The 12,426-nt window shown below is 71.9% G+C and carries 13 protein-coding genes and 1 riboswitch; of the genes, 4 read left to right on the top strand and 9 right to left on the bottom strand.

All coding sequences use genetic code 11. The features are described 5' to 3' along the window. Positions 1-3 precede the first annotated feature (3 nt). Together ACWGI2_RS08905 and ACWGI2_RS08910 are read right to left on the bottom strand one after the other, a co-directional pair. Positions 4-192: a hypothetical protein gene (locus tag ACWGI2_RS08905; RefSeq protein WP_453401214.1), complete on the bottom strand. Its 189-nt coding sequence runs from the start codon at positions 190-192 to the stop codon at positions 4-6. A gap of 54 nt (positions 193-246) precedes the next feature. Beyond that, positions 247-744: an Asp23/Gls24 family envelope stress response protein gene (locus tag ACWGI2_RS08910; protein WP_453401215.1), complete on the bottom strand. Its 498-nt coding sequence runs from the start codon at positions 742-744 to the stop codon at positions 247-249. A gap of 94 nt (positions 745-838) precedes the next feature. Here ACWGI2_RS08910 and ACWGI2_RS08915 point away from each other — a divergent pair, with 94 nt between their 5' ends. Further along, on the top strand, positions 839-1,582 hold the full coding sequence (locus tag ACWGI2_RS08915; protein WP_453694729.1) for a nucleopolyhedrovirus P10 family protein: 744 nt from the start codon (positions 839-841) through the stop codon (positions 1,580-1,582). Positions 1,583-1,602: 20 nt separating this feature from the next. Here ACWGI2_RS08915 and ACWGI2_RS08920 read toward each other — a convergent pair whose 3' ends face one another. From ACWGI2_RS08920 to ACWGI2_RS08935, 4 genes are all read right to left on the bottom strand, one after another. Continuing rightward, positions 1,603-2,415, bottom strand: coding sequence for an enoyl-CoA hydratase/isomerase family protein (locus ACWGI2_RS08920; RefSeq protein WP_453401217.1), 813 nt, complete (start codon positions 2,413-2,415; stop codon positions 1,603-1,605). A gap of 167 nt (positions 2,416-2,582) precedes the next feature. Then, positions 2,583-2,804, bottom strand: coding sequence for a helix-turn-helix domain-containing protein (locus ACWGI2_RS08925; protein ID WP_055550175.1), 222 nt, complete (start codon positions 2,802-2,804; stop codon positions 2,583-2,585). Positions 2,805-3,154: 350 nt separating this feature from the next. Continuing rightward, entirely contained in the window at positions 3,155-4,753 is a 1,599-nt protein-coding gene (locus ACWGI2_RS08930; protein WP_453694730.1) for an ABC-F family ATP-binding cassette domain-containing protein, read from the bottom strand. Between the two features lie 95 nt (positions 4,754-4,848). Beyond that, on the bottom strand, positions 4,849-5,589 hold the full coding sequence (locus tag ACWGI2_RS08935) for a hypothetical protein (protein WP_453694731.1): 741 nt from the start codon (positions 5,587-5,589) through the stop codon (positions 4,849-4,851). Positions 5,590-5,934: 345 nt separating this feature from the next. Between ACWGI2_RS08935 and ypfJ the strand changes: the two genes are divergently transcribed. Continuing rightward, positions 5,935-6,825: a KPN_02809 family neutral zinc metallopeptidase gene (ypfJ, locus tag ACWGI2_RS08940; RefSeq protein WP_453694732.1), complete on the top strand. Its 891-nt coding sequence runs from the start codon at positions 5,935-5,937 to the stop codon at positions 6,823-6,825. Between the two features lie 7 nt (positions 6,826-6,832). Here ypfJ and ACWGI2_RS08945 read toward each other — a convergent pair whose 3' ends face one another. The 3 genes from ACWGI2_RS08945 to ACWGI2_RS08955 form a co-directional block, all read right to left on the bottom strand. Further along, on the bottom strand, positions 6,833-8,305 hold the full coding sequence (locus ACWGI2_RS08945) for a hypothetical protein (protein WP_453694733.1): 1,473 nt from the start codon (positions 8,303-8,305) through the stop codon (positions 6,833-6,835). An 88-nt stretch (positions 8,306-8,393) separates the two neighbouring features. Then, positions 8,394-9,530: an alpha/beta hydrolase gene (locus ACWGI2_RS08950; RefSeq protein WP_453401222.1), complete on the bottom strand. Its 1,137-nt coding sequence runs from the start codon at positions 9,528-9,530 to the stop codon at positions 8,394-8,396. A 104-nt stretch (positions 9,531-9,634) separates the two neighbouring features. After that, complete coding sequence (locus ACWGI2_RS08955; protein WP_453401223.1) at positions 9,635-10,309, bottom strand: class II aldolase/adducin family protein; 675 nt, start codon at positions 10,307-10,309, stop codon at positions 9,635-9,637. A gap of 314 nt (positions 10,310-10,623) precedes the next feature. Here ACWGI2_RS08955 and ACWGI2_RS08960 point away from each other — a divergent pair, with 314 nt between their 5' ends. Together ACWGI2_RS08960 and ACWGI2_RS08965 are read left to right on the top strand one after the other, a co-directional pair. After that, a complete protein-coding gene (locus ACWGI2_RS08960) occupies positions 10,624-11,898 on the top strand; it encodes an anion permease (RefSeq protein ID WP_453401224.1) in 1,275 nt (424 codons plus the stop codon). A 12-nt stretch (positions 11,899-11,910) separates the two neighbouring features. Further along, positions 11,911-12,162, top strand: a complete 252-nt coding sequence (locus ACWGI2_RS08965; protein WP_453401225.1) for a hypothetical protein — start codon at positions 11,911-11,913, stop codon at positions 12,160-12,162. 104 nt (positions 12,163-12,266) lie between these two features. Then, a riboswitch (cobalamin riboswitch) is annotated at positions 12,267-12,412 on the top strand. Positions 12,413-12,426: the final 14 nt, after the last annotated feature.

Here is a 12,426-nt window from a genome sequence, read left to right on the forward strand (position 1 = left end):
GGCTCACCGCCGCCGGTCGTCGCCACGGGTACGGAAGAAGTCGCCGAGCTCCAGGTCCCCCTCGAGGAACCGGCCCGCGACAAACCCTATGGCGCCCAGGGCTGCCACCAGCAGAAACGCCCCGAACCCGCCGAAGTACCCGGCGAAGCCGAGCGCCATTCCGGCAATCATGCCGATCACGGCCATGCTCATCGTGCGCTCCTTAGCAAGACGCGGCTGACACCCGGCTCCCGAACCACCATCGCGTCACTGAAGGCGGCCTTGTGGCTCATCGTCTTCCTCGTCCGGGAGCTTCACATCGCTCACCGCGATGTTGACCTCGACGACTTCGAGCCCCGTCATGCGCTCGACCGCACCGATGACGTTCTCGCGCACATCGCGCGTGACGTCCGCGATCGAGACCCCGTACTCGACGACGATCTCCAGGTCGAGCGCCGTCTGCACCTCGCCGACCTCGGCCTTGACGCCGCGCGACACGGACTTGGAGCCGGAACCACCGGGCACCCGGTCGCGTACGGCCCCGAAGGTCCTCGCGAGCCCGCCGCCCATCGCGTGCACGCCGTCGACGTCGCGGGCCGCGAGCCCGGCGATCTTCTCGACCACGCCGTCCGCGATGGTGGTACGCCCCCGGGTCGCGGGGTCGCCGCCGCCCTTTCTGGTCGTACTGCTCTTCCCCTGTGCCTCGTCCGGGGACTCCTTCGCGAGGGTCTCCTGAGGCCGGTTCCGCTGTCCGGTGTCGCTCATCGCCGTTCCGTCCCTTTCGAAAGGGGATCTACTCCTTCGCCCACACTAAGTGCGGTTACGTCCTCGCGCGCCAGGGATGCGGCAGGCTGGGGCAATGACCGGTGACGGATGGACTGAGGCGGTACGGCGGCAGCTCGGCCTGGGGCGCGTTCTCCCCCTGGGCGGACCGGGTGACGGCTCCTGGCTGACCGAGGCGTGCGCGGACGGGGTGCTGCGCCATGCGGCGGAGCGGGTGAGCGGCGTACGCCTGGGCGGTCTGCGGGTGGCGCTCGCCGATCCGTCGAAGGCGTACGTGCCCTCCGTGCCCGCGCCGCCGAGCGCGCTGCCGCCGGGGCCGCTGCGGATCACCGCGGAGTTCGCGGCCGAGCCGACCGAGCCGCTGCCTGCGGCGGCGGCCCGGCTCCGGACGGCGCTGTTCGCGGCGGCCGGGGAGAGGCTCGGTCTGGTGGTCGAGGAGGTGGACCTCAGCGTGACGACGCTGCTTGACGCGGGGCAGGCCCCGGTGGACGTACCGCACGACAAGGAGACACCGCCGGACGGGGCACAGGCGGTACCGGGAAGCGGGGACGAGGCCCGTGTGGCGAGCGCCGCCCTCGAAGTGCCGGGCGTGCGGCGGCTGACCGGCGCCCTCGGCGGTTTCGGCCGCGCCGTCCATCTCGACGAGGCCGTGAGTGATCCGGCGGCGGGCGCTTCCCTGCCGCGTCGCCACGCGCGCGTGGAGCTGGCGACGGACCGCGAACACCGCGCTCTTGATGTGGCACTCGCGGTCCGTACCGCGGTCGGTGACGCACTGTCGGACCGCCCTTCGGTGACCGTCCTTGTCACCGCGGTGGAGTGACGGCCGGTGGAGTGACGGCGTCAGTCGCCGAGCCCCGCCAGGTCCCGCAGGCGACGCCCCTGCGCGGCACGCTCGGCGGTGCGCTGCTCCTCGTACGTACGACCGGAGACGCCCTGAAGCAGCGCCTTGGTCTCGATGACGGCGTCGCGCGGCGCTGTGAGGAGCGCGGCCGCCAGATCGCTCACGGACGCGTCGAGCTGGTCGGCGGGCACGACGAGGTTGGCCAGGCCCACGCGCTCGGCCTCGGCCGCGTGGACGAACCGCCCGGTGGCGCAGATCTCAAGCGCGCGGGCGTAGCCGACAAGCCCCACGAGGGGGTGTGTGCCGGTGAGGTCGGGCACCAGGCCCAGGCTGGTCTCGCGCATGGCGAACTGCACGTCGTCCGCGGCGATCCGCAGGTCACAGGCGAGCGCGAGCTGGAAGCCCGCACCGATGGCATGCCCCTGGACGGCGGCGATGGACACGATGTCGCCGCGCCGCCACCAGGTGAACGCCTCCTGGTATTCGGCGATCGTCGCGTCGAGGACGTCGTCGTCACCGCGCGCCAGATCGATGAAGGACGGCTCACCGTCGAAGCCCTCGGGCGTGAACGCCTGTCGGTCGAGGCCCGCGGAGAAGGACTTGCCCTCACCGCGGAGCACGACGACACGGACACTGCCCGGCAACATCCGGCCTGCCTCGGCCAACGCCCTCCACAGCGCGGGAGATTGGGCGTTGCGCTTGGCCGGGTTGGCCAGCGTCACCGTGGCGACAGCCTCGTCGACAGTCAGGCGTACGCCGTCCTTGTCGAGTACCGGTGCGGATCCGCCGAGTTCACTGCCGGGCGAAACCATAGGAGCCTCCGATGGTGGTGTGCAGTCGGTCCGGACGCATGTACGCGCCCGTAAGTGACTGCACAGTAACCACCCGGTCGACAGGGAGTCTCCCCAGGTCCCGTTAAGGGCTCTGGGGACGATCGACCGGGTGGCCACCGTCGGAGCCGGTGAACCGCCCGCAGCCGTCAGCCGGCTGCGGCCTTCTTCCCTCGCGTCGCCCCGCCGCGTCCCCGCAGCGTGACGCCGGACTCGCTGAGCATGCGGTGCACAAAGCCGTACGAACGGCCGGTCTCCTCGGCCAACGCCCGGATGCTCGCACCGCCGTCGTACTTCTTCTTCAGGTCTGCCGCGAGCTTGTCGCGCGCGGCGCCGGTTACCCGGCTGCCCTTCTTCAGAGTCTCGGCCACCCGTGCCTCCTCATGGGAAGTGCGCTCTGGACTTCTCATGATCACCCCTTCCGGGCTTCCTGGCCACCCATTCGGCAAGGTCCGTACGACGAGGTTTCCCGCCAGGGAAGGCGACACCACGAGCGGAATTAACGATTCCGCGCATCGAATTCCGTACGGCCGAATGGGTTGCGGGGAGAAGTGCCAGGTCAGCGCGGTGGCGGGCGAGAACAGGGTCCGACGCCCTTGTCACCAAAGAAATCCGTGTATCCCGCACTTCGGTACGAGGAGACCTCACACAGATGAAGGATCACGGCTCGGCCGAATGATCCATACGCTGTGGATCAGTTATTCGATCAACCCATGTGGACTCAGGCGAGCGCGACCAGATCCGCGTAGTCCTGGCCCCACAGGTCCTCGACACCGTCGGGCAGCAGGATGATCCGCTCCGGCTGGAGCGCCTCCACCGCGCCCTCGTCGTGCGTGACGAGGACGACCGCGCCCTTGTAGGTGCGAAGGGCGCCGAGGATCTCCTCGCGGCTCGCCGGGTCGAGGTTGTTGGTGGGCTCGTCGAGGAGCAGCACGTTGGCGGAGGAGACCACCAGGGTCGCGAGCGCAAGACGGGTCTTCTCGCCACCGGACAGGACGCCCGCCGGCTTGTCGACGTCGTCGCCGGAGAAGAGGAACGAACCGAGCGTCTTGCGCACCGCCACGAGGTCGAGGTCCGGCGCGGCCGAGCGCATGTTCTCAAGGACCGTGCGCTCCGGGTCGAGGGTCTCGTGCTCCTGCGCGTAGTAGCCGAGCTTGAGACCGTGGCCCTCGATGATCTGCCCGGTGTCGGGCTTCTCGGCGCCGCCGAGGAGGCGCAGGAGCGTGGTCTTGCCCGCGCCGTTGAGGCCGAGGATGACCACGCGCGAGCCCTTGTCGATGGCGAGGTCGACGTCCGTGAAGATCTCCAGGGAGCCGTACGACTTCGAGAGTCCCTCGGCCATCAGCGGGGTCTTGCCGCAGGGCGAGGGGTCCGGGAAGCGCAGCTTGGCGACCTTGTCGCTCTGGCGCACCTCGTCGAGGCCCGCGAGGAGCTTGTCGGCACGCTTGGCCATGTTCTGCGCGGCGACGGTCTTGGTGGCCTTGGCGCGCATCTTGTCGGCCTGCGAGTGGAGCTGGCTGGCCTTCTTCTCGGCGTTCTGGCGCTCGCGCTTGCGGCGCTTCTCGTCGGACTCGCGCTGCTGCTGGTAGAGCCTCCAGCCCATGTTGTAGACGTCGATCTGGGCGCGGTTGGCGTCCAGATAGATGACCTTGTTGACGACCGTCTCGACCAGTTCGACGTCGTGGGAGATCACGATGAAGCCGCCGCGGTAGGACTTGAGGTAGTCCCGCAGCCAGACGATGGAGTCGGCGTCGAGGTGGTTCGTCGGCTCGTCGAGGAGCAGGGTGTCGGCGTCCGAGAAGAGGATGCGGGCCAGCTCGACGCGGCGGCGCTGGCCACCGGAGAGCGTGTGGAGGGGCTGGCCGAGCACGCGGTCGGGGAGGCTGAGCGCGGCGGCGATGGTGGAGGCCTCGGCCTCGGCGGCGTAACCGCCCTTGGTGAGGAACTCCGTCTCCTGGCGCTCGTACTGCTTCATCGCCTTGTCGCGCGTTCCGCCCGAGCCGGTGGCGATGCGCTGTTCGTTCTCGCGCATCTTGCGGATCAGGGTGTCGAGTCCGCGGGCCGAGAGGATGCGGTCGCGGGCGAGCACGTCCAGGTCGCCGGTGCGGGGGTCCTGCGGGAGGTAGCCGACCTCTCCGGAGCGGCTGATCGTGCCGCCTGCCGGGATGCCCTCACCGGCGAGGCACTTGGTGAGCGTGGTCTTGCCCGCTCCATTGCGGCCCACCAGGCCGATGCGGTCGCCCTTGGCGATACGGAAGGAAGCGTTCTCGATGAGGATGCGGGCGCCGGCGCGCAGCTCGATGCCGGAAGCGGTGATCACGGACAGACTCCTGGGCAGGGGTGGGTTCGGACGGCGGAAAGGCTGAAGGCGATCACGCCGTCTAATGCACGAGGAGAATGGCCATGCGGCCAATTCTAACGGGGCGGTGCAACCGCTTTTTCTGCCCGGGTTCGTACGTCGTCGGGGGCGCCGCCCGGCAGCTCGTTGCCCAGGGGCGAGCGGCGGGGCACGATCCGGCCGAGGTCGTCCACCGCGATCAGCTGAGAGGTCCACGGCGTCGCGGCGTCACCGCAGGGCTGGGCGACCATCAGGGCCTCCCTGTGCCGCACGGAGCGTGCGGGCTCGAAGGCGCAGCCGCGCCGGGCGGGCAGCACCCAGCGCAGGTCGCCGTCGGCGCTGCGGTAGGCGGCGATGCGCTGCGGGGTGACGACGGCGAGCATGCGGCCGCGGGGGTCGAGCGGCTGGAGGACTCCGGCGGCGCCGCGGGCGGCGGGAGAGCCCAGCCAGGGGGCGCTGCCGGGGATGGCGCGGTGCCAGCGGACCGCGCTGCCGTCGGCGCGTGGCGCGGTGTCGGTGACCAGACCGTCGCTCCAGAGCGCGACGGCGTGCCCGGGGACGGGCAGCAGCGCGAGCGGGCGGGCTCCCTCGCGGCTGTACGTCCAGCGGGCGCGCCCGGTCGCCGGGTCGTACGCCTCGACCACGCGGCCCTTGGTGCGGAGCTCGGGGGCGGCTGTGCCGTCGGCCACGCGCGCGTGGACGGTGACGTGGTCTCCGTAGGGGGCGGGTCGCGAGTGGTGGGCCGCGGTGATCAGCGGCAGGGCGAGCAGGCCGAGGACCACCGGGAGGGCGAGCCGGGAGCCGCGGCGGGCGGGCACAGGGCCCGTGGGTCTCGCGGGTCTCGCAGGTCTCGCGGGTCCGGATCCGGTCACCTCGAACGGCACAACGGACACGACGCCCCCCTCTTGCGGCACCTCGGCCGGTACCCCTGCCGGTACCTGTGCCGGTACCTCTGCCCACGGAACAGGCGCAGAGCGTAGCGGCGGCGCCCGCGTACGGCCCCGGGCGGCGGCCGCGACACGGCGCTCCGATCGGCGAGGGTCCCCCGTTCGGACCCCCGTCCGACGCCGCACGGAGTGGGGCATATCAGGATGAAGGCGCCGACATCTCGGCACAGGGCGGTGCGACGCCGTCCCGGATGCGAGGCAGAGGGTGGTGCGCCCATGCAGTTCGACGACGACGCCGATCTGGACACGTCCGAGGTACAGGATGTGCGGGGCAGCCGGATCCCCGGCGGCAGGGCGACGGTCGGCGGCGGCATCGCGGGCCTGATCGCGCTGCTCCTGGGGCTGTTCTTCGGGGTCGGCCCCGACCAGCTCGGTCTCTCGTCCGGCGACGAGGAGCCCGCCGCCACGTCCTCGTCCCTCGCTCAGGTCCAGCAGAGCTGCCGTACCGGGGAGGACGCGAACACCAAGGACGACTGCCGCATGGTCGCCGTGGTCAACAGCGTCCAGGACTACTGGCGCCCGGAATTCCAGCGCAGGAGGGGGACCTACTCCCCCGCTCCGACCGTCCTGTACACCAGCCGGGTGGGCACGGCCTGCGGCGCCGCGTCGTCGGCGGTCGGCCCCTTCTACTGCCCCGGTGACCGGAAGGTCTATCTGGACCTCGGCTTCTTCGACGAGCTGCGGACCAAGTTCGGCTCCAGCGGCGGCCCCTTCGCGCAGGCGTACGTCGTGGCGCACGAGTACGGGCACCACGTGCAGAACCTGATGGGCACGCTGCAGCGCTCCCAGGACGGGCGTACGGGGCAGAACAGCAACGCCGTGAAGGTCGAGCTGCAGGCCGACTGCTACGCGGGCGTCTGGGCGCGGCACGCGACCCGTACCCCCGACGACCGGACGGGCAAGCCGCTGATCACCAGCCTCACCGACGCGGACATCCGCGAGGGCCTGGACGCGGCGGCCGCCGTGGGCGACGACCGCATCCAGGAGAAGTTCCAGGGCCGGGTCACCCCGGAGTCCTGGACCCACGGCTCGGCCGAGCAGCGCCAGCAGTGGTTCTACCAGGGCTACCGCACCGGCGACATGGCGCAGTGCAACACCTTCCGGTGAGGAGCTGCTACACCCCGCCGGTGTGCACCTGGAAGGCCGCGCGGCGCACGGCCTTGGCGAGCGCCGGGTCGGGGTGGGCCGCGGCGAGGGCGACGAGGACCTGGACCGTGCGGGGGTGGCCGATGCGGCGGACCTCGTCCAGGAGCGCGGGCACCGTGGGCTGCACGGCGGACTCCAGGTGGCGGATGAGGAGGTGGGTCTCCCCGTGGTCGGCGACGGCCGCGGCGGTGTCGACCCACAGCCACGTCGACTCGTCTCGCGTCAGGACGAGGTGGACGTCCTCGGGGTCGGCGCCCTCCTGCTCGGCGAGCCAGATGAGGGCGTAGGGCCGCAGCGGGGTCTCGTCCACGACGGCCCGCACCTCCGCCTCGGCCGGGGCGCCGACCACCCGCAGGGCTTCGAAGGCGAGGCCGCGCAGCAGGGCGTCCTCGCCGCGGGCCGCGTCCAGGAGCTCGGTGACGGCGCTGCCGACGGGGCGGGCCGCGAGCCAGGCGCGGTACTCGGAGCGGGCCGCGTTCGGGCGCAGCCGTGCGCAGCCTCGGAGCATGTCCTCCGCGGACTGCTCGATGTTGCCCGCCGGGCTCTGCGCGGCCACGCAGATCTGCTCCAGCTTGACCCAGACCGCCCAGCTGCCGAGCGGCGTGAGGGTGGCCTGTCCTTCGGCGTACGTCAGCGCGCCGACGGCTGCGAGGCCGCGCAGCGCCCAGTCCAGGAGGGTGGCGAGGGACGGGGTTTCGGCCGGGTCCACCGGCTCGGGCTGCGGTCCGTAGGGGATCTCGCAGCGTTCCGTGCGCAGTTCCGTGACGCGCTGGTCGAGGAGGTCCAGAAGCTGCGGCACGGGGACGGGGCCCGCGGAGAGCTGCAGCAGGGTGAGGAGCTGGGGCATGGCCTCGACGGTCTCGGCCACGGTGGCGGGCGGCAGTTCGCGCGACGCGGGGTGCGCGAGCGACCAGGCGTCGAAGAGAGCGACCCAGCCGCGCAGTACGGCGGCGTCGTCACGGTCCCAGGCACGCAGCCGCCAGCCGGGGCGCGCGCTGTCGCCGTGCACCTCGATGAGGCCCGCGAGCCGTGCGGTGTCCCAGTCGGCGCGGACCTGATCCGGGGTCAGCGCGAGTTCCGCGGCGGCCCGTTCGGCGGTGGCGGCGGAGAGGGTGCCTCTGCCCCCTTTGGCTTCGGGTGCCCCCGCTGCGGCGTCGGGTGCTCCCGCGCGGCCGCGTCCCGGGCGCAGGGACGCGTCGGCCCAGCGCGCGACCCGAACGGCGTCGGCGAGGCGCCCCCGCGCCATCCGGGCCAGCTCTCCGGGGGCGGGTGTGCCCTCGGGCGGCCGGGGCGCGGGACGGCGCGCACGCTGCTGCGTCACTGCGCCGGGGGCGGTCAGGGGTCGCGCTGTGCCGCGCTCCGCCCCCGCTCGCCTCTCGGCCCTGGGGGACTGAGCGCGGACGAGTCGGAGCCTTGAGTCGCGCGGGATACGGGACGTCACGGGAGCAGTCTTCCTGTTGACGGTCCGAAAACCCAAACGGAATGCCTGCGCAAGGCTCCGCAGCGCTCTGTCAGGGGGCTTTCGCGCGCTACATGAGGGGCGTGAGGAAGCGCCGCAGCGCCTCTTCGTAGCCCGCGGGGTCGGCGTTCCACATGGCGCCGTGGGGCGCATCCGGAACGGTGTGGAGAGTGACCAGTTCCGGGCGCTGTTCGGCCAGTTGACGGGAAAGGGCCCAGGGGGCGATGACGTCGTCGGGGCCGTGGAAGAGGAGCGTCGGGACCTTGAGCACCTCGGGGTCGGCGGCCTCCAGGATGCGGTCGCCGCGCAGGCCCGTGCGCCCCTGGGCGGCGCGCACGGCGAGCGGCAGGAGGGGGCCCGGTGTGCGGCGGGCCGCGGCGAGCGCGCGCAGGGTCGTCTCCCAGTTGAGCACCGGGGAGTCCAGGACGAGTCCGCTGATCCTCTCGCGCAGGGCCGAGTACGCGGCGGCGTGCAGGGCCATGGCGGCGCCGGTGGACCAGCCGTGCAGGATCACGTTCTGAGCGCCGTAGCGCACGGCGTAGCGGATGGCCGCGTCCAGGTCGCGCCACTCGGTCTCGCCGAGGTGGCCGAGGCCGTCCGGGGAGCGGGGCGCGCCGAGGTCGCCGCGGTAGGCGAGGTCGAGCACCGGGAGCTGCTGGTGGTGCAGGAAGTCCATGACGACCATGGGGTGCTCGCGGGTGGTGCCGAGGCCGTGCACGGTGATCACCCAGGTGTCGCGGACGCCCGGCACGAACCAGGCGGGCAGACCGCCGAGTTCGCCGGGGATGTCGACGTCCGCGTGGTCGATGCCCAGGGCGGCGTGCGGGTCGCCGATGTGGACCTGCGGGGTGAGCCAGACCTTCGCGCCGGGTTCCAGCGAGCCGTGCGTGACGCGCTCCAGGCGGCGTACGACGGTGTCCGCGGCGTGCGGCGCGGCGTCCAGGACGGGGCCGATCACGGCATGGCTTCCGTGGCCGCTGAGGCCGTACGTCCCGGGGCGCATGCTCGCGAGGGCGCGGGTCAGGGAGATCTGGCCCGCGGCCGTGGAGTGGACCGTGAGACGGGGCTCGGTCGGCAGCGGGCGGCCCGCCGGCGCCTTCAGGGCCGCGTTACTGGCGAACCGGCCCGCGGCGACGGCGGCTGCGCCGCCCAGGAGGGCGGTGGTGACGGCGGTGACGGCCGTTGCCGTCGCTTTGGCTGGGCGCACCTGCCCAGTGTCGGGCCCTGGCCGGTCCTGGGCCAGTGGGCGGGGCCCCCGGGGTGATGCCACTTCGCCCGCGGTCCGCCGGCTTCACTGTTGGCCGTAGCCCCTCAGTGTTGGCCGTAGCCCCTCAGTCTGTCCTCCGCTTCCCTCAGCTGTCCCGCGGACAGGAGGGTCGGGGCGTGGCCCGGGACCGAGCTGGCCGTCAGCCAGAGGCGGGACATCCACTCCAGCTGTGCCGTGCGGTCGTAGGCCTGGTCCAGAGTGTCTCCGTAGGTGATGGTTCCGTGGTTCTGCAGCAGGCAGCCTGTGCGGTCCCTGAGGGCCCGGAGCATGTTCTCGGCCAACTCCTCCGAGCCGTACGGCGCGTACCGGGCCACCCGGACCGGACCGCCGAGGGCGGCCGCCATGTAGTGGATGGGCGGGAGCTCCGGGACCAGGGTGGAGACGGCGGTGGCGTGCACCGCGTGGGTGTGGACCACGGCTCCGGCGTACGTGGTGCGGTAGACCGCAAGGTGCATGGGCAGTTCGCTGGTCGGAGCGAGGTCGCCGAAGAGCTGGTTGCCGTCCGCGTCGACACCGACCGCGTCCCGCGGCCCCAGACGGTCGTACGGCACCCCGCTCGGGGTGACCAGGATCGTGCCGCCGACGCGCACCGACACATTGCCCGACGTGCCGACCACCAGGCCGTCCGCCACCGTTCTGCGGGCCGCCGCCACCAGCTCGCCCCACGCCCGCTCGATCGCGTCCTGCCGGCCCCGGTCTTCGTCCCGCTGCTCCGTCATGCCGTGATCTTGCCAGGGCAGGCGGGGACGTGGGCCCGGCCTCCGGACTGCCGGGTGATCAGAATCTCTTCCACGGCTCATCGGGCCAGTTGAAGAGCTTCGCCCGGGGGTGGTCGGGCACCCTGGGAAGCCGGGATTCCGGGTCCCCCATGGCCTCCCGCCGCCCCTCCGGCCGATCACCGGCAGGGTCCCGGCGGAAGCGGAGTGGCGGCGCCCCGCATTGGGTCACCGCACGGCCCGTCCCAGTTCACTTTCCGTTCACTCAGGTTGCCTACGTTCCACTTGCCACTGACGTCCAACAGAAGCCTGGGTAAATGGAACACATCACGCTTCTCCTCGGGATCGTGATCGTTACCGCTCTCGTGTTCGACTTCACGAACGGTTTCCACGACACAGCCAACGCGATGGCTACCACCATCTCGACTGGCGCTCTCAAGCCCAAGACGGCGGTGGCCATGTCCGCCGTGCTGAATCTCGTCGGAGCTTTCCTCTCCGTCGAAGTCGCCAAGACGATCTCTGGCGGCATCGTCAACGAGGACGGACTGAAGACAGAGGTGATCTTCGCGGCCCTGGTCGGCGCGATCCTCTGGAATCTGCTGACCTGGCTGGTGGGCCTGCCCTCCAGTTCCTCCCACGCACTCTTCGGCGGCCTCATCGGCGCCGCTGTCATGTCGATGGGCTGGTCGTCGATCGACGGCGGCACCGTCGTCACCAAGATCCTGATCCCGGCCCTGGCCGCGCCTCTCGTGGCGGGTCTCGCCGCGATGGCGGCCACGCGTCTGACGTACCGGATCGGCCGCAACACCGACACCAAGGCCACGGCCAAGGGTTACCGCGCCGGACAGATCGCCTCCGCGGGCCTCGTCTCGCTGGCCCACGGCACGAACGACGCGCAGAAGACCATGGGCATCATCACGCTCGCCCTGGTCACCGGCGGCGTCCTGAACCCGGGCGCCAACCCCCCGATGTGGGTCATCGTCTCGGCCGGTGTCGCCATCGCGCTCGGCACCTACCTCGGCGGCTGGCGCATCATCCGCACCATGGGCAAGGGCCTCACCGACCTCCAGCCGCAGCAGGGCTTCGCCGCCCAGACCAGCGCCGCGACGGTCATCCTGGCCTCCTCGCACATCGGCTTCTCGCTCTCCACCACGCAGTCCTGCTCCGGCGCCGTGATGGGCGCGGGCCTCGGCCGCAAGGGCGGTGTGGTCCGCTGGTCCACGGCGACCCGCATGTTCATCGCCTGGGGTCTGACCCTCCCGGCCGCCGGTCTGGTCGGCGCGGGGGCCGAGTTCCTCACCAAGCAGGGCCCCTGGGGCATCGCGGTCACCGCCGCGCTCCTGGTCGGCGGCTCGGCCGTCATCTGGGTGCTGTCCCGCCGCAACGCCGTCGACCACACGAACGTCGCCGACGACGAGATCGGCGGCTCTTCCGCCGCCGAGCCCGCCGGCGTCGTGACCACCGCGATGGCCGCCGTCACACCGCCGCCCACCGGGTCGGCCGTGGCCAGCGCGGACGTCGATTTCGTCAAGGCCACCATCCCGGCCCCGACCGGCACCGCGGCGGACCCCGCCCGGACCGCCACGGTGTAAGGAAAAGTCAGCATGGACATCGACTGGGCAGCTCTCGGCTCCGTCTTCGGAGTCAGCCTCGCGGTGACAGTGGCCCTGGTGGGCCTGTTCACCCTCGGCATCGTCGGCCTCTCCAAGCACGAGGCGGCCACGTCCGGCGCCTCCTCCGCGGGTGCCTCCACCGCGGGTGGCGGCACCGCCTCCGCGGCCCGCACGGGCGCGTACGTGTGCTTCGCGCTCTGCGCGGCGGCCGTGGCGTACGGGATCTATCTGATCGTCGCCTGACGACCGGAGTTTCGGGTGGGGTGCGGGACGCTTCGGCGTCTCGCGCCCCACCTTCGTATGTGGGCCTCCGCACACTCTCCCGTCGCAGGTCAACAGCGAGTTGACGGGCCTTCGCGGGCCGTGGTGGACTGCCGGAGCCAATACGGCAGCAGGAGAGGAAGCCGGTGCGAATCCGGCGCGGTCCCGCCACTGTCATCGAGGAGCTGACTCCTCGGAAGCCAGGAACTCTCGCCGCCGATCACGTCGAACCAGGGCGCGGACACC

This window comes from Streptomyces sp. NPDC054866, from assembly GCF_053610745.1.